The organism is Sphingomonas swuensis (assembly GCF_039538045.1).
Taxonomy (GTDB): domain Bacteria; phylum Pseudomonadota; class Alphaproteobacteria; order Sphingomonadales; family Sphingomonadaceae; genus Sphingomicrobium; species Sphingomicrobium swuense.
On record NZ_BAABBQ010000001.1, the window covers coordinates 213,026 to 232,461 of the forward strand.

The window sequence follows — 19,436 nt, forward strand, 5'->3', positions numbered from 1 at the left end:
AGAGCCGAGAGGTCCGGAACGGGGCCTGCAACCAACCGTTGTTCGGCTCCGAAAGGAGTTTCCGATGAGGAACATCAGTATTCTCGCGGGGGCCGCGGCCCTCGCGATCGCCGGCCCTGCGCTGGCGCAAGGCAAGGGTAATGGCGGCGGCGGCCCGAAGGGCGGCGGCGGTGTCCCGGCCAAGGTCGAACGTGGTGGCGGCGGCGGCGGCAATGGCGGCGGCCCCAAGATGCAGCGCGGCGGCGGTGGCGGCGGTGGCCAGCAGGTCCAGCGCGGCAATGGCGGCGGCGGTGGCCAGAAGGCCATGCGCGGCGGTGGCCAGCAGCGTGCCGAACGCCAGCAGATGCGTGGTCCCGAGCGCCAGCAGGTCCGCGGTCCTTCGCGCCGCGACGTCGCCGACGCGCGCCCGCAGAAGGCCCAGAAGATGCAGAAGGCCGATCGTCGTCCGATCCGCGAGGCTCGTGACAACGGCCCGCGCGGCAAGGCGGGTCGCGAGATCCAGCAGCGCGAGATCCGCGGTAATGGCGGGGACCGCACGGTCCTGCGCGATGTCCGCGTCGCCGATCGCAACAGCTTCCGCACGGTCCAGGTCGATCGCAACCGCGACTATTACAACTCGCCGGCGTTCCGCACGACCGGGCTGGTCGACGGCTGCCCTCCGGGGCTCGCGGCGAAGAACAACGGCTGTCTGCCCCCGGGTCAGGCCAAGAAGTATGTCGGCGCCGCGGTTCCGGCCTTCCTCGGCACGGCCCTTCTGCCGCCGCTCTACCAGAGCTGGTATCCGGACAATGACGATTATTACTACCGGACGTACGACGACTACGTCTACCGGATCGACCGCGACCGCAACTATGTCGACGGCTTCTTCCCGATGTATAACGACTACAGCGGTTCCTATTACGTCGGCGCGGCCTACCCGCAGGACTATCTCGGCTACTACAATGTGCCGGCGCAGTATCAGCCGTGGTACGCCGACAATAACGACTACTACTATCGCTACGGCGACGGCGCGATCTACCAGGTCGACCGTCAGGGCGGCGTGATCGAGAGCATCGTCTCGCTTCTCGCGGGCGACTTCGGGGTCGGCCAGCCGCTCCCGACCGGCTACGACGTCTACAACGTGCCTTACGACTATCGTGACCAGTATGCGGACACCCAGGACAATTGGTACCGCTACAACGACGGCAACATCTACGAGGTCGATCCGACGACCCGGATCGTCCAGGCCATCGTGGAGACTCTGGTCTGATGCGCGCCCGACTGATCGTACTCGGCACCACCGCCCTCCTGCTCGCCGCTTGCGGGCAGGGGGGTGAGGGCAACAATGCCGTTGCCAACGGCGGGGCGGAGGGCAGCAATGCCGCCGCTCCGGCCGCAGGCAATCTTGCCGCCGTCCTCGGCACCGACCCGCGCTTCACCGCGCTGGTCGCGGCGGCCGGAATGACCCCGGTGTTCGAAGGCAAGACGCCCTATACGGTGCTCGCACCGACCAGCCAGGCGCTCGACGCGCTTCCGGCCGGGACGCTCGAGCGGCTCCAGCAGCCGGCCGGCAAGGCCGAACTGACCGGCCTCCTGCGCCGTCACGTCCTTCCCGGCACCATCCTCGCCGCCGACCTTACCCGGGCGGTCGAGAGCGGTGGCGGCAAGGCGACCCTTGCGAGCATGGCCGGCGACCCGTTGACCGTGACCCGCTCGGGCAACGGGCTGAAGATCGCCGATTCGTCGGGCAAGGGCGCGATGATCGTCGGCGGCGAGAGGATCGCGAGCAACGGCGTCGTGCACACCATCGACGCGGTCCTCCCGGCACCGGCGCAAGCTGCTCCGTAAGGGACCTACCATTTTCTCCAGCAAGCAGCAGGGTTGATCCGAAGCGGACTCAACCCTGCTGGCGCTTGGGGAACAGGAAGTGAACACACCGGCGGCCGGATCGCTGGAGTGAGTTCCCCCCATGCGCATGATGCGCCTCTTGCCGGCGTCCGGCTTGCTTGTCCTGTCCGTCCTGTGCCTTGCCGCGGGAGGGATCGCCGCCCCAGCCCTGCTGGGCGCGCTCCTGCCGGTCCTGCTCGTCGTGGCCCTTGCCGCCGAATGGATGCGGACCCGCGATGCCCTCAGGCTGAGCGAGGAGCAGTATCGCTGGCTTGCCGACCATAGCAGCGGCCTGGTCCTCCGCCTCGCCGACAATGGGGAGACCCGCTTCGCCACCGGAGCAGCGCACCGCCTGCTCGGAGTGGACCCGCGTCTGCTCGAAGGGACGGCCGTCAGCGAGAGCATCCACGAAGAGGACCGTGCCCGCTTCCGAACGGCGATTGACCGGACGTTGCGCAACGGCGAGGCCGTGACCTGCGTTCGCCTCCGCCACGCCTGCGGCCAGCATCGCTGGGTGGAGGCGCACGTCCGGCTCGCGAATTCGCGGGACCCGGAACGTGACGGAACGACCCTCGTCGCCACCCTCCACGACATCCACCAGCGCCGCACCGCCGAACTCCTCGCCGCAGAGAGCGCCAACCGGCTGCGCGAGACCAACCGCCTGCTGCTGATGGCCGAACAGCTCGCCTCGCTCGGCCACTGGGTGTTCGACAGCGACGCCGGCGAGCTGCTGCTCTCGCCGGAGGCGGCGACCATGCTCGGACTGTCGGAATTGACCATCGCCCCGCGCGCGGCGCTGGCGCTCGTCGAGGGAGGCGACCGCAATGACCTGCGCCGGGCGCTCCTCCTCGCGCTCCGCCGCGACGAGCCGGTCGAGTGCATCGTCCACTGCGCAGGCGAGGGCGCGAGCGGAGAGCGGACGCTGCAGCTGCGGATCCAGCGCCGCGGGAGCGACGATCGCGCGCCGGCGCTGTTCGGGGTGATTAGCGACATCACCGACAAGCTGGAGTCCGAGCATCGCCTCGTCGCCGCCCTCGCCGAGGCGCGCAGCGCGGCCGAGTTCCGCAAGCAGTTCCTCGCCACCATGAGCCACGAGATCAGGACTCCGATGACAGGGGTGGTCGGAATGATCGAACTGCTGTGCGACAATCCCGCCCCGGCCGAACGCAAGCTCTACCTCGACACGCTGCGCCAGTCGGCCGACCTCCTGATGAAGGTGCTCAACGACGTGCTCGACTTCAGCAAGGTCGATGCCGGCCAGATGCACTTCGCCGACGAGCCGTTCGACCTCGGGCAGACGCTGCTCGCCACGCTTCGGCTGTTCGACCGCGCGGCGAGCGCGCGCGGCATCGACCTTCGGATCGTCGCCCCGGCACCGGGCGCGCGCTGGCTTCGCGGCGATCCGCTGCGGCTCCAGCAGGTGGTCAGCAACCTCCTCAGCAATGCGATCAAGTTCAGCGAGCGGAGCGCGGTCGTGCTGCGCTGTTCGCTCAGCCCGCGGGCGGGCGGGAGGGTCGCGCTGCGGCTGTCGGTCGAGGACAAGGGCGCGGGCATTCCGGCCGACGTCCAGGAGCAGCTGTTCGAGCCGTTCGTGCAGGGCGCTTCCGCCGCGGGGCGTGGCGGGACCGGGCTCGGCCTCGCCATCTGCCGCCGCCTGGTCGACGGAATGGGCGGGACGATCGCGCTCCGCTCGGCGATCGGCAAGGGAAGCAGCTTCACCGTCGCGTTGACCCTTCCGGTCGCCACGCCGCGACGGGCAGCCTCCGACATGGATGACGCCCAGCCGAATGAGCGTCCGCTCGACCTGCTCCTCGCCGAGGACAATCCGGTCAACCAGCTGCTGGTCACCGCATTGCTCAAGCGGATGGGCCACCGGGTCACCTGCGCCGGCGACGGGGAGAGCGCCGTCGAGCTCGCCGGGCGGCGGCGCTTCGACCTCGTCCTGATGGACATGCAGATGCCGCGTTGTGACGGGCTGACCGCGACTGCCCGGATCCGCTCGGGCGACGGTCCGAACCGGGCGACCCCAATCATCGCGCTCACCGCCGACGCGACGGGCGATCGGCGCTCGCTCTATGCCGAGCAGGGGGTCAACCTGCTGCTGACCAAGCCGGTCGACAGCGGAGCGCTCGCCGCCGCCCTCGCCAGTCTCGCCGCGCCCGGCGAGCCGGCATCGGCCTGCGTGGCCCGAAGCGACGGCGCTCCGCCCCCGCTCGACGGAACCACCCTCGACGAACTTCGCGCGCTGCTCGGGCCGGCGCGGCTCGACGGACTGCTGGCCCTGCTGTCCGCCGAGCTCGAGGAGCGGCCCCGAGCGATCCGCGACGCGCTCGCCGACCGTGCGCTCGACCGGGCCGGGGCCGAGGCCCACAGCCTCAAGGGCGCCGCCGCCAACCTCGGGGCCTGCGTCGTCGCCGCCGCCGCCGAGGAACTCGAGGAAGCGGTCCGCGCCGCCGAGGACGATCGCCAAACCGACCTTGGCCCCGTCCTGCGCCGGCTCATGGTCGCGGTCGACGAGGCCCGTGAGGCGATCGGTGCGCGTGCGCAGGCCGATCGGGCGCTTGCCGTCAATGGCTGAGCAGCACCGCGTCGGGTTCGGCCGGGACCGCGCGGGAAGGCATGCGCGAAAGGCGCTCCGAGGCCTCTTCCACCGCTCTCTTCCCCCGCTATAACGGCAGGCCAACAACCGCCGAGCGGGGCCATGAAGGCCGACGCCGGCTCCGGGGCAAAAGGGCAGACCAGTCACATGAAGGCGACCATCGAACGGGCCACCCTCCTCAAGAGCCTCAGCCACGTCCAGTCGGTGGTCGAGCGCCGCAACACCATCCCGATCCTGTCCAACGTGCTGCTCGACGCGCGCGAGGACGGCTCGCTTCGGCTGATGGCGACCGACCTCGACCTTCAGGTCGACGAGAGCGTCGCCGCCAACGTCGCCACCGCCGGCGCGACCACCGTCTCGGCCCACACCTTCTTCGACATCGTCCGCAAGCTGCCCGAGGGCAGCCAGGTCGAGCTGACCGCCGCCGACGGCAAGATGCAGGTCGTCGCCGGGCGCGCGCGCTTCAACCTCTCGACCCTTCCGCGCGACGACTTTCCGGTGATCGCCGAGGGCGAACTTCCGCACCGCTTCGAGCTACCCGCGGCGACGCTTCGCCAGATCATCGACAAGACCCGTTTCGCCATCTCGTCGGAAGAGACCCGCTACTATCTGATGGGCATCTTCCTCCACGTCGCCGACGACATGCTCAAGGCGGCCGCGACCGACGGCCACCGGCTGGCGCGGGTCACCGTCGCCAAGCCCGAGGGCGCCGACGGAATGCCCGACGTGATCGTGCCGAAGAAGTGCGTCGGCGAGCTGCGCAAGCTGCTCGACGAGGTCGAGGGCACGGTCGAGGTGTCGCTGTCCTCGACCAAGATCCGCTTCGTGCTCGGCCATGCGGTGCTGACCAGCAAGCTGATCGACGGCAGCTTCCCCGACTACAACCGGGTGATCCCGACCGCCAACGACAAGCTGCTCAAGCTCGATCCGGCCAGCTTCAAAGCGGGCGTCGACCGCGTCGCGACCATCGCCAGCGAGAAGACCCGCGCGGTCAAGATCAGCCTCGACCGCGACCGCGTCACCCTCTCGGTGACCAGCCCGGAGAATGGCCTCGCCACCGAGGAACTCGCCGCCGACTACAGCTCCGACGGGCTCGAGATCGGGTTCAACGCGCGCTATCTCCTCGACATCCTCGGCGAGATCGACGGCGATACGGTCGAGGTCCACCTCGCCGACGCCGCCGCCCCGACCCTGCTTCGCGAGAACGACAAGTCGGCGGCGCTCTACGTGCTGATGCCGATGCGGGTCTGATTTCCCGTCCTTCCCTGCCCGGCGCGGCCGGGTCGGGGAGGACGTCGCCCGCTCAATTGCGTGGTGGTGCCGGCTGGCGCCCGACCTTCTCCACCACCGCGAGGATCGCGCGCGCCGCCACCTCGGGCTGGTCGAGCTGGATGTAGTGGCCCGAGCCCGTGACCAGCCGATGGGTGCCGCGCCGCGACAGCGCCGCCGTCTCGCGGTGGAGCAGCAGGCCCTGCTCGGCATTCACCCGGTCGACCGGGTCGTCCGATTGTTCTTCCTGGTGGGTCAGCACCGCGACCGGCTTGTTGCCCAGCATCCCCGGCCGGAACAGCCTGGCGTAGACGCCGTCGGCTGACGGGTCGGCATAGACGCACCAGGCGATCTCCGAATATTGCGCCGCCTGGTAGGTCGGGGTCGAATGGATCCGCCGCCGTTCGGCATTGGCCTCGTCCCCGAGCGCCGGCCGGTCGGGGTCGGCGCAGCGCCGCCAGTCGGGCGCCGCCGGATCGAGCCCACCCGCCGCCTTCGCCCGCTCCGCGCAGCCACGATATTTCTCCACCAGCGCCGGAAAGAAGCTGCGGTCGGCCAGCTCGGCCCTGGCGGCATTGGCGACGCCATGCTTCGCGCCTAGCGGCCCGCGGGTCCGCTCCCAGCTCCGTTCCTCGCTCGGGTCGAGCAGCACCAGCCCGGCGACGTCCTGCGGGAAGAGTGCGGCGGCCAGCTTGACGTGGAAGCCGCCGAGCGAATGGCCGACCAGCACGACCGGCTGCCTGAAGCCGGCCCCGTCGATCATTGCGTGAAGGTCGCTGGCGATCGCGAAGGGCGTGCGCGGCCCTGGCGCCGGATCGCTCCTGCCGAGCCCGGCGCGGTCGTAGGCGCAGGCCCTCGCCCGGCCCGCGATCCGCTGCTGGAGCGCGGTCCAGACGATCGACCAGTCGCTTCCACCCGAATCGAACAACACGGTGACGGGACCTTCACCGGCGCAGCGCAGGAACAGGGATCGACCCTGCGCCACTTCCAACTTGCGCTCGGTGAAGGGGGCGGGGGCTCCGGTCCCGGACGGAGCGAGGGCGGCCAGCGCCAGTGACAAGGCACTCATCATTGATGGAAAGCTCCACGGCTCAAGCCCAGGAAAGTGGGACGACGGGAGCCATCAGGCACGATCCCGTTTCGCTTGACCATCCCCTTTTGGCGGTCGGCTCTGGCTCGAACCAGCACCAGGAGCGGCGGCTGTCTCCCTTCGAACCGTGGCGGGCATCCGAGCTCAATGTCCGCTTTCGACCCATTGCGGACATTGGCCAGTAATGCCTACGGTGCTTGGACCAGCTCTTTAGGAGAAACGATGCTCACGCTTGACCGCATCCGGGTAGCTCTGGCTGGGGTTGCGGTCGGGTTGATGATCGCCGTGTTCTACCTTCGCGGGTTAAGAACCGACGGCGACTTGCTCGATGAGCTTCGCGACGGGGCACTCCTCTTCGTTGTTATAAGTCTTGGACTCTCACTCTGGCAGAGCAGAAAGGCCAAGAGGCAAAGCGCGGCTTAGTCCGCTTCCCACCCAAAGCGGACAGTCCGGTTTTACCCATTGCGGGCATTCAGCGGGTCACTTGCTGGTAGCTAATCCTGACCCCCGAAACCTCATCGTCTTGCTCGAACAGGCGTGACTTGGCCGCGTAGCTTATGAGCAAATGGTCTGGCGCAAGCCATTTGACCTCTGCCCACGGGCCGCCCCATTTACCGGCTACGGCTGCACCATGATCGTCGTCAGCGCGAAAGGTGTTGCCGCCCCCGGTCGGCTGGTCTCCGTGCTCGACCACCGAGACTTGAGTTGAGAAGCCGGTGGTCGCGCCACAATCTCGCTGGAACAAGACGGCGCTATGTAGCCCGTCTGGAGCATCTGCGCGGTTGATTATGCTGTTCGAGCACCCATCCGAGCACCCGCTCAGAACCAACACGCCTGCTGCTAAAATGCCGGTTCTCAGCATGACCTCAGGTGTAACCGCCGCTAATTCAGCGTCAATGTCCGCTTTCCACCCGTTGCGGGCATTGAATTGTGTACGGTAGTCTCCGCACCGGATGCAAAGAGCACCATCCGGTGACCTGGCTTCCAGCTGGAGCGTCCACGATGAATACCAAGGCTATCGTTGAGAGATTACTCACCTTCGCCGCTGGTTCAGGCTTCACCCTGACAATTCTTCATTTCAGTGGCATCAATGGGTTGGATAACTACTTCTTCTGGGTCACGGGCGCTCTCCTGTGCCTCACACTTTGGAGTGCCGTTTTTAGGTGGCGGCAGCAGGATATGAACCGCAACGTTTAGGCCCGCTTTCCACCCACAGCAGACAGTCCGCTCGCGAACTAAGCGGACATTCCGGCGACAGGAGGCTGCGTCATGCTTCTGGTTGATTGCGCCGGTCCCAGCGCTCAATTGCGACCGCGCCCATGAAGGGGAGGGCAGCGGATGTGAGGGCAGCGAAAGTCCCGGTAACGAATAGGAGAAGATGCTCAACCCGCTCGCTTATGGGTTCACCCATAACAAGGCCGGAGTTCCCACTCGTATTCTTGAGGGCGAGCAGCGCTTGGCCGAAGCCAATCAGAAAAATCACGAAGCTAACGATGAACAAGGTCATCGACGCATGTCGCATTGCAGCTTTGTAAATTCTCATAGAAACCTCGCTGTCCGGTCGATTCATCATCGCCATCGCGCATAGATTAGCAATGTCCGCTTCCCACCCATTGCGGACTTCCTTGCCACCGCTACCCTCCTTGCATGAGTGAGCGGTACGAAGGGGGCCTCGACCGGGCCGACCGATGGGGTTGCGGCGTGGCCATGGTGGTGGGCGTTCCGCTGTTTGCGTTTCTGGTCCTGCTCGATGCCCTCGGCGACTGCGCTCCCGATGCAGCCTGCCGGAGGGGTTTCCTGCTCATGGTTCTTGTGCCGACGCTCCTCATCGCGGGTGCGGCGGGGCTTGGCATTCGGCACCTGATCAGGCGCAGAGAAGGCGAGCGCTGACGACCCGCCTTCGACCGGGCTCGCGGCTTTCGAACCGCGTCTGCCTGACGGTCCATCGGCCCCGTTGAACCCCTTGAGCGGGCAGGCTATTCCCGCACCGTGCAGGCTGCCGCCGACTATTACGCCGTCCTCGGCGTCGCGCCCGAGGCCGAGAGCGGGGCGATCCGGATGGCCTATCGCAACCTCATGCGCCGCCACCATCCGGACGTGAACCCGTCGGACGACGCCGCGGCCCGGGCGACCGAGATCAACGAGGCCTACGACTGCCTCGGCGATCCGGACAAGCGCGCGGCCTACGACCGGCAGCGGAGCAAGGGCAGCGAGGCGCCCACCTTCACCGCCGGCGCCTCCGCGGCCCCGCGACGGTCGAACTGGCAGCCGCACCACGTCTATCGCCCGATCGAACCCGATCCCCTGCCCAAGAAATGGAGCCGGATCAGCCTCGGACTCGCCTCCGTGCTGACCGCGGTGATCTTCGCGCTGACCTCGGCGACGCCGCCGCCGATTCCGCTTCCCCCGCCGCCGGTGACGATGGTCGGGATCCCGCCCCAGGCGGAGCCCGACCCTCCGCGCTGCGAGGCAACGGAGGTTGCGGTCGGCACCAAGTGCGTTCCCTCCGCCCCGAAGCGGTAGCGACTGGAAGAGCCGGGCCGTCTCTGCTTAACGATGGGGCGAAATGAGCCATCCGACCAGTCCCGACGCCGTCCCCGCTTCGCCCAGCGGCACCCGCATGTGGCTCTACAAGCGGCCATTCCGCCTCGGCCTCGACCACGAGTGCATGGTGCTGGTCGATGCCCGAACGACCGGGCTGTTCAGCTCGCTGTGGGTCGACGGAAGCTTCGTCGCGGAGGACGCTACTCCCGCGCATGGCGCCGAAGCGGTGCGCAACCACCGGCTTGCCGCCACCCTGCCCGACGGTCGCGTACTGGTGGTCGAGGCGGGCTACATCAGCATCGGGAGCGTGGGCATCGCAGCCCGGCTCGACGGAGCGCTGGTCCATGAAAGCCATCCCGGCCGCCGGATCGCCTTCCCCGAGCGCTTCGCCAAGGCGCTGACCGACCGCAACCAGGCGGGGCAGGCGGCCTATGATCCCGGCAAGCTGGCCCGCAACAAGGTGCCGATCGCGGTCGACATCGCCACCGGCATCCTGTTCTTCGTCGTCGCCAAGCTGACCGACCTCAAGACCGCCGCGCTGGTCGGGGCGGCGGTCGGCCTGTCGCTGGTGGTGATTCAGCGCTTCGTCAGGGTCGACCTCGTCGGCGGGATGATGCTGTTCGGCGTGTTCATGCTACTGCTTTCGGCAGGCTTCGCGATCGCCTTCGACGACGAGGAGATCATCAAGCAGCGCTCGACCATCATCGGGCTGATCGGAGCGGGCTGCTTCCTGTTCGACGGGCTTGTGCTGAATGGCCGGAAGCTCGGCGCCGGGGTCAACCGCTACCTTGCCTTCACCGACGTGGACGAGCGCCGGCTGGCGATCGCCATGGGGCTGGTCGCGGCGGCGATGGCGGGCGGCAACTGGGTGGCGGTCAAGCTGCTCTCGACCGACGCCTGGCTGTTCTACACCACCTTCCTCGATCTTCCGCTGAGCATGGGACTGGTGATCTGGGCGATGCACTGGGCGCGCTCCGGGCGGCCTGCCGTCACCGCCTGAGGTGCTCGCCCGGCTGACCCTGACCGACTTTCGCAACCATGCCGGGCTCGAGCTCCGGCCCGGGCCGGGGTTCGTCTGCCTCCACGGCGAGAATGGCGCGGGCAAGACCAACATCCTCGAGGCGGTGTCGATGCTCGCCCCGGGGCGAGGCCTGCGCGGAAGCGCGCTCGGCGAGATGGCGCGGAGCGACGGGCCGGGCGGATGGGGCGTGAGCGCCGAGCTTCTCCCCTCCCGCTCGCGGGAAGGGTTGGGCGATAGCGACATGCCCTCTCTCCAACCCCTTCCCGCAAGCGAGAAGGGGAGTGTCATCGGCACCGGCACGCTGGCCACCGCGCCCGAGCGGCGGGTCGTCCGGATCAACTCGGCGGCGGCGGCGGTGAACAGCCTCGCCGAGTGGCTGGCGGTGGTCTGGCTGACCCCGGCGATGGACCGGCTTTTCACCGGGCCGGCAAGCGACCGTCGTCGCTTCCTCGACCGGCTGGTGCTGGCGCTCGAGCCCGGGCACGCCCACCATGCCGCCCGCTACGATGCCGCGATGCGCGCCCGCAACAAGCTGCTGGCCGAGCCCGAGGGCGCCGATCCGCAGTGGCTGGCGGCGCTCGAGACCGGGATGGCCGAGCATGGCGAGGAGCTCGCCGCGGCGCGTGGCCGGACGGTGGCGGGGCTGGCCGAGCGGCTGGTCGCGACCCCCGACGACCGCTTCGCAAAGGCGACGATCGCGCTCGACGGCGGCGAGGGCCGCGACCTTGCCGCGACGCTCCGGGCCAATCGCGGGCGTGACGCGGCGGCCGGGCGGGCGACCGAGGGGCCGCACCGGCAGGATCTGCTGGTGACCCACGCCGCCAAGGCCCAGCCCGCGGCGCGCTGCTCGACCGGGGAGCAGAAGGCGCTGCTTCTCGGCCTCGTCCTCGCCCACGCCGATCTCGTTGCCGCGCGCCGCGGAGCGCCGCCCTTGCTGCTGCTCGACGAGGTCGCGGCGCATCTCGATCCCGGCCGCCGCGCCGCACTGTTCGAGCGGCTCGAGGGGCGCGGGCAGGTGTGGATGACGGCGACCGAGGCGGCGCTGTTCGAGGGGGTCGGAGACGCGACCATGGTGCACGTCGGCCGGGCCTGAGTGGACAAGAGCGGGGTCTTCACCTATATGGCCCGCAGCGAGACGCCACAAAGCGGCGTGATCGGCAGCCTTCGGGCGCCGGCCCGCGTCTCGGTTCACCCAATAAGTTCTCCACGTCACGCGGGGTTCTTGAGCAACCCAGCTCCTGACCGCGGTCCTTCGCGGTCGGGCGCACCACGTTGGATATACAGATGAATTTCGAACAACTCGGGCTTTCGACGCCCCTTCTCAACGCGCTTGCCGCGAAGAATTACACCGTTCCCTCGCCGATCCAGGCGCAGGCCATTCCCTACGTCCTCGACGGACGCGACCTGCTCGGCATCGCCCAGACCGGCACCGGCAAGACCGCGGCCTTCATGGCGCCTTCGCTGCAGCGGCTCGCCGCCAATCGTCCGGCCTTCCTCAAGCCGGGCCAGATCCGCATGCTGGTGCTCGCCCCGACGCGTGAGCTCGCAAGCCAGATCGCCGCAAACGCCGAGGCCTATGGCGCTCAGCTCAAGACCACCGTCGGCGTGATCTTCGGCGGCGTTGCCAACGCCAAGAGCCTTCGCACCGTTCAGCGCGGCCTCGACGTGCTGGTCGCGACCCCCGGCCGCCTGCTCGATCTCGTAGACCAGCGCGCGATCAACCTTCGCGAGCTCGAGATCCTGGTGCTCGACGAGGCCGACCAGATGCTCGACCTCGGCTTCATCCACGCGCTCCGCAAGATCGTGAAGATCATCCCGGCCAAGCGCCAGACGCTGTTCTTCTCGGCGACCATGCCGAAGACGATCAAGCAGCTCGCCGACGAATATCTGAAGAACCCGGCCGAGGTCGCGGTGACCCCGGTCGCCACCACCGCCGAGCGGGTCGAGCAGCGGGTCACCTTCGTCAACCAGGCCGAGAAGACCGCGCTCCTCACCCTGTTCTTCCAGAACGGCAAGGACGTCGAGCGGACTCTGGTGTTCAGCCGGACCAAGCATGGCGCCGACAAGATCGTCCGGATGCTCGGCGCCTCGGGGATCGCCGCCAACGCGATCCACGGCAACAAGAGCCAGCCGCAGCGCGAGAAGGCGCTCGAAGCGTTCCGCGACGGCAGCGTCCCGATCCTGGTCGCGACCGACATCGCGGCGCGCGGGATCGACATCCCGGGCGTCAGCCACGTCGTCAATTACGACCTGCCGAACGTGCCCGAGCAATATGTCCACCGGATCGGCCGCACCGCGCGCGCCGGGGCGGACGGGATCGCGATCGGCTACTGCGACCGCGAGGAGCGGCCCTACCTCAAGGACATCGAGAAGCTGACCCGCCAGAAGCTGACCGAGGAAGCGCTTCCGCAGGGCTTCATGCAGGCCGTCGAGGCGCTGAAGCGCCTCAAGCCCGAACCCAAGCGCGAGCCGCAGCAGAACCAGCGCAACCGCCGCAACGAGAGTGGCGCCCGGGGCCATCCGCGCGACCCGCAGCGCTACGGCCTGCCGCGCAATGATCCGCGCGCCGACATGCCCGAGGATCGCAGCGGTCCGCGCGAGGGCGGTCGCTCGATGCGCGGCGTTCCCGGTGCGAGCCGCGGCCCGGTCGGCAATCCTGCGCGCCCGCAGGCGCCCTCGGGCGGCCAGCAGCAGCAGCGACACGGCGGGCAGCGTCCGGCCGGTGGTGCGAGCGGTGGTGCTGGCGGCGGCCGTCCGGGTGGCGGCCAGCGTCGCCGCGGTCCCGGCAACGGCGGCGGTAACGGCGGTCAGCGCCGCGCCGGCTAAGCCTCACCCATCGACGATGTTAACGGCCGGGGCCGGGATCTTCCAAGGTCCCGGCCCTCGTCGTTTCGGCCGGGGCTGCCCTCACGCGCGCATACGCACGCGCACGTGACTTCCGGGGCCACTCCGCTATAGGTTTTCCATGGCAGAAGAAGCGAACCAGAACTCCTACGGCGCCGACAGCATCAAGGTCCTCAAGGGCCTCGACGCGGTGCGCAAGCGGCCCGGCATGTACATCGGCGACACCGACGACGGCTCGGGCCTGCACCACATGGTATTCGAGGTCAGCGACAACGCCATCGACGAGGCGCTCGCCGGCCATTGCGACCGGATCCTGATCCAGCTTAACCCCGACGGTTCGGTCACGGTCGAGGACAACGGGCGCGGCATCCCGACCGGGATCCACGCCGAGGAAGGGGTGTCCGCGGCCGAGGTCATCATGACCCAGCTCCACGCCGGCGGTAAGTTCGAGAACACCAGCGACGACAATGCCTACAAGGTGTCGGGCGGCCTCCACGGCGTCGGCGTGTCGGTGGTGAACGCGCTCAGCGAATTCCTCGACCTCACCATCTGGCGCGACGGGCAGGAGCATTACATGCGCTTCGCCCACGGCGATGCCGTCGCCCCCCTGAAGGTCGTCGGCCCCGCGCCCGAAGGCAAGAAGGGGACGCAGGTCACCTTCCTGCCGTCGCCCGCGACCTTCAAGATCACCGACTTCGACTTCGAGAAGCTCGAGCATCGCTATCGCGAGCTCGCCTTCCTCAACTCGGGCGTGCGGCTCGTCCTCGCCGACGCGCGGCACGAGGAGCGCAAGGAAGTCGAGCTCTTCTACGAAGGCGGCATCGCGGCCTTCGTGAAGTATCTCGACCGCGCCAAGACGCCGCTCTTCCCCGATCCCATCGCCATCTCGGCGGTGCGCGACGGAATCGGCATCGACGTCGCGCTCGAGTGGAACGACAGCTATTATGAGAACGTCCTTCCGTTCACCAACAACATCCCGCAGCACGACGGCGGCACCCACCTGGCGGCCTTCCGCGCGGCGCTGACCCGCACCGTCAACGGCTATGCCGAGAAGTCCGGCATGCTGAAGAAGGAGAAGGTCACCCTCACCGGCGACGACATGCGCGAAGGCCTGACCGCGATCGTCTCGGTCAAGCTGCCCGATCCCAAATTCTCGAGCCAGACCAAGGACAAGCTGGTCTCCTCCGAAGTGCGCCAGCCGCTGGAAGCGCTGATGAGCGACAAGATGACCGAGTGGCTCGAGGAGAATCCGGTCAACGCGCGCGCGATCATCCAGAAGATCATCGATGCCGCCGCCGCCCGCGAGGCCGCCAAGCGCGCCCGCGAGCTGACCCGCCGCAAAGGGGTGATGGATATCGCCTCGCTGCCGGGCAAGCTCGCCGACTGCCAGGAGCGCGATCCGGCCTTGTCCGAACTGTTCCTCGTCGAGGGCGATTCGGCCGGTGGCTCGGCCAAGCAGGGCCGCAACCGCCAGAACCAGGCGATCCTTCCGCTGCGCGGCAAGCTGCTCAACGTCGAGCGGGCGCGCTTCGACCGGATGCTGTCGAGCCGCGAGATCGGGACGATCATCCAGGCGCTCGGCACGGGGATCGGCCGCGAGGAGTTCAACCTTTCCAAGCTGCGCTATCACAAGATCGTGATCATGACCGACGCCGACGTCGACGGCGCGCACATCCGCACCCTGCTGCTGACCTTCTTCTACCGCCAGATGCCCGAGCTGATCGAGGCCGGGCACCTGCTGATCGCCCAGCCGCCGCTCTACAAGGTCGCGCGCGGCCGCTCGGAGGTCTACCTCAAGGACGACGCCCAGCTCGACGACTATCTGGTCGACGCCGGGCTCGAGGGGCTTCAGCTCGAGAGCTCGGGCGAAGTCCGCCAGGGCGCCGACCTCAAGAGCCTCGTCGACCATGCGCGTCGGATGCGGACCCTGCTCCGCTATGCTCCCAAGAAGTACGACCCCGCGCTGCTCGAGGCGCTGGCGCTGGCCGGCGCGCTCGATCCCGAGCTGAGCGAAGGCGGGCGCCGCGAGGCGATCGGCAAGGTCTCCGACTGGCTCCAGCTCGGCGATCCCGAAGGCAAGTGGTCGGGCGAACTCGCGACCGAGGGCGGCTATCTCCTCCGCCGCCTGTGGCGCGGGGTGACCGATGTCACCATCGTCGAGCCGAGCTTCATCACCTCGGCCGAGGCGCGCAAGCTCCACACGCTGGCCGGCGAGCAGCGCGACACCTATGCGCGACCCTCGACGCTTCGCACCATGAAGAAGGGCACCGCGGTCGAGGCCGAGCCGACCGTCGGACCGGGCGAGGGCGAGGAGGCTGCCGAGCAGGCCGCCGCCGACACCAAGGGCAAGCCCGCGAGCATCACCCGTCCTAGCGAACTGCTCGACGCGGTGCTCGGGGCCGGCCGCAAGGGGCTGTCGATCCAGCGCTACAAGGGGCTGGGCGAGATGAACGCCGAGCAGTTGTGGGAGACGACGCTCGATCCGGCGAACCGCTCGCTGCTGCGGGTCGAGGTCGGCCAGGCCGACGTCGCCGACGAGATCTTCTCGCGCCTGATGGGCGAGGTCGTCGAACCGCGCCGCGAGTTCATCCAGGACAACGCGCTGAGCGTGGCCAATCTGGACGTCTAGGGAACGGCTCTCCGGGCGAGCGCTTTAGGGATTCCAGTGAGCGCACCAATCGTCACCCTCGCGAGCTACAACATGCGAAAGGCGCTCGGCACCGACCGGCGCCGCGATCCGCATCGCGTGCTCCACGTGCTCGAAGAGATCGGGGCGGACATCGTCGCGCTCCAGGAGGCCGATCGTCGGACGGGCGGGCGCGCCTCGGCGGTGCCGCACGAGCTGTTCGAGGCACATTCGCCCTATCGCCCGGTGCCGCTGGGCGTGAAGAACCGGCGCATGTTCGACGCGATGCCGACGGTCTCGGCGCGGGTCGACGAATTCCTCAAGGTCGATACGCGCAACATCGGCTGGCACGGCAACGCGATCCTGGTGAAGAGCCATGTCGGCGTGCTCGACGTCGCCGCGCTGCAGCTTCCGACGCTCGAGCCGCGTGGGGCGGTGCTGGCCGAGCTGCTGGTCGGCGACCGGCCGATCCGGGTGGTCGGGCTCCACCTCGACCTCAGCGGCCTGTGGCGCCGCCGGCAGATGCAGGCGATCCTCGCGGCGGTGCGAGCGCGCCCGCACAAGATGCCGACGGTGCTGATGGGCGACACCAACGAGTGGCGTGCCGCGGCGGGCTGCCTGAGGGACCTCGACGGCGATTTCCGCATCGCCCCGACGGGTCCGAGCTTCCATGCCCGGCGGCCGGTGGCGGTGCTCGACCGAATCATCGTCGACAAGGAGCTGCGGATCGAGGCGGCCGGGGTGCACCACAGTGCCCATGCCCGGCTTGCCAGCGACCATCTGCCGATCTGGGCGAGGGTCGGCTTCTAGGCGGCCTTGCCCTGGATCGCGCGCTGGCGTCGGCGCTGGACACTGGAGCCGATCCCCATCGCCTCGCGATACTTGGCGACGGTTCGCCGGGCGAGCACGAAGCCCTGCTCCTTGAGCAGGTCGACCAATGCGTCGTCGCTCAGAACCTCGGTCTCGGCCGCGACCAGCTTGCCGATCGCCGCCTTGACCGCCTCCGCCGACGCGCCCTCGCCATCGTCCGCGGCGACTCCGCTCGAGAAGAAGTAGCGCAGCTCGAAGAGGCCATGCTCGCACAGCAGGGTCTTGGCCGAGGCGACCCGGCTGACGGTGCTCTCGTGCATCTCGACCGCCTCGGCGACGCGGGTCATGGTAAGGGGGCGAAGGGCGCGCACCCCCTCGCGGAAGAAGCCTTCCTGGTGGGTGATGATCTCGCCGACGATCCGGACGATGGTGCGGGCGCGCTGGTCGAGCGCGCGGACCAGCCAGGACGCGCTCTGATAATGTTCGGACAGCCAGGCCCGGCTGCGCTTGTCCTTGGCCGAGGCCTTGAGCTCGGCATGGTAGCGGCGGTTGACCAGCACGCGGGGCAGGGTGGCGGGATTGAGTTCGACCGCAAAGCCGTTCGCCGTCCGGCGCACCAACACGTCGGGTTCGGCGGTGGTGGCGGGCTCGGGGGCGAAGCGGCAGCCCGGCTTGGGGTCATAGGCGCGAAGTTCGCGCACCATGTCGGCAAGGTCTTCGTCGTCGACCCCGCAGATCCGCTTCAAGGCGGCCATCTGCCCGCGGGCGAGGAGGTCGAGGTTGCTGATGAGCCGCGCCATCGCGGGATCGTAGCGGTCGGCGGCCCGGGCCTGCAGGGCGAGGCATTCGGACAGGTCGCGCGCTCCGACACCCGGCGGGTCACAGGCCTGGACCAGCCGGAGCCCGGCCTGGACGTCCTTGAGGGGCAGCTCGAGCGCTTCGCCGATGTCCTTGAGCGAGGTGGTCAGCCAGCCGGTCTCCTCGAGCTCGTGGACGATCGCCTCGGCCGCTCGCCCCGCCGCGCCGCCAGCGCCGTGCAATTGCCCCATGAGATGCTCGCAGAGCGCGGTCTCGCAGGAAGACAGCCGGTCGAAGTCGAAACCCTCGTCGTCGGAGCCGCCGATCTCGTATGAAGCGTCGGTCTCGGCCGCGGCCTCGGTCCAGTCGCGATCGAGCGCCTCGTCGCCCTTGCCGCCGAGCTGGTCGGCGCCCTTAGGCTCGGCTGCCTCGTCGCCGAACTCGACATCCTCGCGGATCACGACGTCGCCGGTGCCGGCCTCGAGCAGGGGATTGCGGGCGAGCTCCTCGGCGATCGCCGCCTCGACTTCGAGATTGGTCAGCTGGAGCAGCTTGATCGCCTGCTGCAGCTGCTGGCTCATCACCAGCGACTGGGCTGCGCGGAGCTGAAGTCCCGGACCCAATCCCATGATGTCGCTCTACGCCCTTACAGTTCGAAACTCTCGCCGAGATACAGCCGGCGAACGTCCTGGTCCGCGACCAGTGCTTCCGGAGTCCCGGCGAACAGCACCTGTCCGTCGTAGATGATGCAGGCGCGGTCGACGATGTCCAGCGTTTCCCGCACATTATGGTCGGTGATGAGGACCCCGATGTCGCGGCCCTTCAGTTCCTTCACGAGGTCGCGGATGTCGCCGATCGAGATCGGATCGATGCCGGCGAAAGGCTCGTCGAGGAGCATGATCTTGGGGTCGGCGGCGAGCGCCCGGGCGATCTCGCAGCGACGCCGCTCGCCACCCGACAGCGCCATGGCGGGCGACGCGCGAAGGCCGGTCAGTCCGAACTCGCCGAGCAGTTTCTCCAGCCGCGCGTGGCGCGCGTCGCGGTCAGGCTCGGCGACTTCGAGCACCGCCATGATGTTCTGCTCGACCGTCAGGCCGCGGAAGATGCTGGTTTCCTGCGGCAGATAGCCGAGGCCGAGGATCGCCCGGCGGTACATCGGAAGCCGGGTGATGTCGCGACCGTCGAGCATGATCCGCCCGGCGTCCGGCTTGACCAGCCCCATCACCGAATAGAAGCAGGTGGTCTTGCCGGCACCATTGGGGCCGAGCAGTCCGACGACCTCGCCGCGATGCACCTCGAGGCTGACGTCGTGCAGCACCTGGCGCTTGTCGTAGCTCTTGGCGAGGCTGCAGACGGCGAGGCCGCGCATGACATCGGTGCCGGAGCCGGGGCCCGGCCGTTCGATGCTGCTGGCCTCGTTCATGGGTTTCAGCGGCCGCGCTGCGGAACGGTGAACCGCCCGCTGACCCGGCCGCCGCGCTCGCCGGCACCGACGGGGCCGCCATCGACCACCGCCCGGCCGCTTTCGAGGTCGATCGTCAGCCGTCCGCCCGAAATGCTCGATTCGCCGCGCTCGAGCCGGACTCCGCCCACCAGCGTGATCAGCCGGCGGTTGATGTCGTAGACCCCGAACTGGCCACGCGCGGTCTCGGACGGCGAGCGCACCACCACGCCGCCGCTGGCATCGAGACGGTCGATCTCCAGCTTGCCGCTGTTGGTGTAGGCGAGGGTCAGCCGCTCGGCCGAGAGGCTGAGCTCGGCCTGGCGGACCTGGACGTTGCCGGCGAAGATCGCCCGGTCGGCCCGGTCCTGCACTTCGATCCGGTCGCTTTCGACATTGATCGGGGCATTGCTGTCATGCCCCTTCAATGCCGAGATCGGGCCGCCCTGGGTCTGCGCGATCGCGACCCCGCCCACCGTCATGGTGGCGAGCGCGAGTGCTGCGGCGATGATGCGAGGAAACCCCATG

Annotated in this window: 19 protein-coding genes; 13 read left to right on the forward strand and 6 right to left on the reverse strand. The window is 68.6% G+C overall.

All coding sequences use genetic code 11. The annotated features are described in order from the left end of the window. The first annotated feature begins 64 nt into the window (after window positions 1-64). The 4 genes from ABD727_RS01115 (at window position 65) to dnaN (ending at window position 5,716) form a co-directional block, all read left to right on the forward strand. Entirely contained in the window at window positions 65-1,249 is a 1,185-nt protein-coding gene (locus tag ABD727_RS01115) for a hypothetical protein (protein ID WP_344705551.1), read from the forward strand. Then, window positions 1,249-1,827: a fasciclin domain-containing protein gene (locus tag ABD727_RS01120; RefSeq protein ID WP_344705552.1), complete on the forward strand. Its 579-nt coding sequence runs from the start codon at window positions 1,249-1,251 to the stop codon at window positions 1,825-1,827. The genes ABD727_RS01115 and ABD727_RS01120 overlap by 1 nt, the downstream gene beginning before the upstream one ends. Before the next feature lie 154 nt (window positions 1,828-1,981). Beyond that, window positions 1,982-4,444 carry an ATP-binding protein gene (locus ABD727_RS01125; protein ID WP_344705553.1) on the forward strand — a complete coding sequence of 821 codons (2,463 nt, stop codon included), beginning with the start codon at window positions 1,982-1,984 and terminating at the stop codon, window positions 4,442-4,444. Between the two features lie 168 nt (window positions 4,445-4,612). Continuing rightward, window positions 4,613-5,716 (forward strand): DNA polymerase III subunit beta, encoded by a 1,104-nt coding sequence (dnaN, locus tag ABD727_RS01130; protein WP_344705554.1) that lies wholly within the window; start codon window positions 4,613-4,615, stop codon window positions 5,714-5,716. A 52-nt stretch (window positions 5,717-5,768) separates the two neighbouring features. Here the strand turns inward: dnaN and ABD727_RS01135 are convergent, their stop codons facing one another. Next, a complete protein-coding gene (locus ABD727_RS01135; protein ID WP_344705555.1) occupies window positions 5,769-6,803 on the reverse strand; it encodes an alpha/beta hydrolase in 1,035 nt (344 codons plus the stop codon). Window positions 6,804-7,046: 243 nt separating this feature from the next. Here ABD727_RS01135 and ABD727_RS01140 point away from each other — a divergent pair, with 243 nt between their 5' ends. Further along, window positions 7,047-7,247, forward strand: coding sequence for a hypothetical protein (locus ABD727_RS01140; protein ID WP_344705556.1), 201 nt, complete (start codon window positions 7,047-7,049; stop codon window positions 7,245-7,247). Between the two features lie 49 nt (window positions 7,248-7,296). On the opposite strand, the gene ABD727_RS01145 is transcribed toward ABD727_RS01140, so the two are convergent. Beyond that, window positions 7,297-7,686, reverse strand: a complete 390-nt coding sequence (locus ABD727_RS01145) for a hypothetical protein (RefSeq protein ID WP_344705557.1) — start codon at window positions 7,684-7,686, stop codon at window positions 7,297-7,299. Window positions 7,687-7,826: 140 nt separating this feature from the next. Here ABD727_RS01145 and ABD727_RS01150 point away from each other — a divergent pair, with 140 nt between their 5' ends. Next, a complete protein-coding gene (locus ABD727_RS01150; RefSeq protein ID WP_344705558.1) occupies window positions 7,827-8,021 on the forward strand; it encodes a hypothetical protein in 195 nt (64 codons plus the stop codon). 70 nt (window positions 8,022-8,091) lie between these two features. On the opposite strand, the gene ABD727_RS01155 is transcribed toward ABD727_RS01150, so the two are convergent. After that, window positions 8,092-8,403: a hypothetical protein gene (locus tag ABD727_RS01155; protein ID WP_344705559.1), complete on the reverse strand. Its 312-nt coding sequence runs from the start codon at window positions 8,401-8,403 to the stop codon at window positions 8,092-8,094. Window positions 8,404-8,471: 68 nt separating this feature from the next. Between ABD727_RS01155 and ABD727_RS01160 the strand changes: the two genes are divergently transcribed. The 7 genes from ABD727_RS01160 to ABD727_RS01190 all read left to right on the forward strand — a co-directional run bounded on the left by ABD727_RS01160 (window position 8,472) and on the right by ABD727_RS01190 (window position 16,669). Then, window positions 8,472-8,714: a hypothetical protein gene (locus ABD727_RS01160; RefSeq protein WP_344705560.1), complete on the forward strand. Its 243-nt coding sequence runs from the start codon at window positions 8,472-8,474 to the stop codon at window positions 8,712-8,714. 99 nt (window positions 8,715-8,813) lie between these two features. Beyond that, window positions 8,814-9,347, forward strand: a complete 534-nt coding sequence (locus ABD727_RS01165) for a J domain-containing protein (RefSeq protein ID WP_344705561.1) — start codon at window positions 8,814-8,816, stop codon at window positions 9,345-9,347. Window positions 9,348-9,390: 43 nt separating this feature from the next. Continuing rightward, window positions 9,391-10,368 (forward strand): septation protein IspZ, encoded by a 978-nt coding sequence (locus tag ABD727_RS01170; RefSeq protein WP_344705562.1) that lies wholly within the window; start codon window positions 9,391-9,393, stop codon window positions 10,366-10,368. Window position 10,369: 1 nt separating this feature from the next. After that, the gene (locus tag ABD727_RS01175) at window positions 10,370-11,482 is read left to right on the forward strand and encodes a DNA replication/repair protein RecF (RefSeq protein WP_344705563.1); all 1,113 of its coding nucleotides are present in this window, start codon (window positions 10,370-10,372) and stop codon (window positions 11,480-11,482) included. A gap of 191 nt (window positions 11,483-11,673) precedes the next feature. Next, the gene (locus ABD727_RS01180; RefSeq protein WP_344705564.1) at window positions 11,674-13,215 is read left to right on the forward strand and encodes a DEAD/DEAH box helicase; all 1,542 of its coding nucleotides are present in this window, start codon (window positions 11,674-11,676) and stop codon (window positions 13,213-13,215) included. A gap of 139 nt (window positions 13,216-13,354) precedes the next feature. Then, window positions 13,355-15,862, forward strand: a complete 2,508-nt coding sequence (gene gyrB / locus ABD727_RS01185) for a DNA topoisomerase (ATP-hydrolyzing) subunit B (protein ID WP_344705566.1) — start codon at window positions 13,355-13,357, stop codon at window positions 15,860-15,862. 48 nt (window positions 15,863-15,910) lie between these two features. Beyond that, window positions 15,911-16,669 (forward strand): endonuclease/exonuclease/phosphatase family protein, encoded by a 759-nt coding sequence (locus ABD727_RS01190; RefSeq protein WP_344707997.1) that lies wholly within the window; start codon window positions 15,911-15,913, stop codon window positions 16,667-16,669. Here the strand turns inward: ABD727_RS01190 and rpoN are convergent. The 3 genes from rpoN to ABD727_RS01205 are packed head-to-tail and all read right to left on the reverse strand — an operon-like array spanning window position 16,666 to window position 19,435. After that, the gene (gene rpoN / locus ABD727_RS01195) at window positions 16,666-18,096 is read right to left on the reverse strand and encodes an RNA polymerase factor sigma-54 (protein WP_344705567.1); all 1,431 of its coding nucleotides are present in this window, start codon (window positions 18,094-18,096) and stop codon (window positions 16,666-16,668) included. The two genes, ABD727_RS01190 and rpoN, sit on opposite strands and share 4 nt — an antisense overlap. A gap of 17 nt (window positions 18,097-18,113) precedes the next feature. Continuing rightward, window positions 18,114-18,890 (reverse strand): LPS export ABC transporter ATP-binding protein, encoded by a 777-nt coding sequence (gene lptB / locus ABD727_RS01200; RefSeq protein WP_344705568.1) that lies wholly within the window; start codon window positions 18,888-18,890, stop codon window positions 18,114-18,116. Between the two features lie 5 nt (window positions 18,891-18,895). Further along, window positions 18,896-19,435, reverse strand: coding sequence for an LptA/OstA family protein (locus tag ABD727_RS01205; protein ID WP_344705569.1), 540 nt, complete (start codon window positions 19,433-19,435; stop codon window positions 18,896-18,898). Window position 19,436: the final 1 nt, after the last annotated feature.

Coding starts and splice junctions, on each gene's coding strand:
- lptB (WP_344705568.1), bottom strand. CDS start 18,890: ATGAACGAGGCCAGCAGCATCGAACGGCCGGGCCCCGGCTCCGGCACC.
- ABD727_RS01155 (WP_344705559.1), bottom strand. CDS start 8,403: ATGGCGATGATGAATCGACCGGACAGCGAGGTTTCTATGAGAATTTAC.
- ABD727_RS01140 (WP_344705556.1), top strand. CDS start 7,047: ATGCTCACGCTTGACCGCATCCGGGTAGCTCTGGCTGGGGTTGCGGTC.
- ABD727_RS01135 (WP_344705555.1), bottom strand. CDS start 6,803: ATGAGTGCCTTGTCACTGGCGCTGGCCGCCCTCGCTCCGTCCGGGACC.
- ABD727_RS01120 (WP_344705552.1), top strand. CDS start 1,249: ATGCGCGCCCGACTGATCGTACTCGGCACCACCGCCCTCCTGCTCGCC.
- ABD727_RS01170 (WP_344705562.1), top strand. CDS start 9,391: ATGAGCCATCCGACCAGTCCCGACGCCGTCCCCGCTTCGCCCAGCGGC.
- dnaN (WP_344705554.1), top strand. CDS start 4,613: ATGAAGGCGACCATCGAACGGGCCACCCTCCTCAAGAGCCTCAGCCAC.
- ABD727_RS01160 (WP_344705560.1), top strand. CDS start 8,472: ATGAGTGAGCGGTACGAAGGGGGCCTCGACCGGGCCGACCGATGGGGT.
- ABD727_RS01180 (WP_344705564.1), top strand. CDS start 11,674: ATGAATTTCGAACAACTCGGGCTTTCGACGCCCCTTCTCAACGCGCTT.
- ABD727_RS01115 (WP_344705551.1), top strand. CDS start 65: ATGAGGAACATCAGTATTCTCGCGGGGGCCGCGGCCCTCGCGATCGCC.
- rpoN (WP_344705567.1), bottom strand. CDS start 18,096: ATGGGATTGGGTCCGGGACTTCAGCTCCGCGCAGCCCAGTCGCTGGTG.
- ABD727_RS01145 (WP_344705557.1), bottom strand. CDS start 7,686: ATGCTGAGAACCGGCATTTTAGCAGCAGGCGTGTTGGTTCTGAGCGGG.
- gyrB (WP_344705566.1), top strand. CDS start 13,355: ATGGCAGAAGAAGCGAACCAGAACTCCTACGGCGCCGACAGCATCAAG.
- ABD727_RS01205 (WP_344705569.1), bottom strand. CDS start 19,435: ATGGGGTTTCCTCGCATCATCGCCGCAGCACTCGCGCTCGCCACCATG.
- ABD727_RS01150 (WP_344705558.1), top strand. CDS start 7,827: ATGAATACCAAGGCTATCGTTGAGAGATTACTCACCTTCGCCGCTGGT.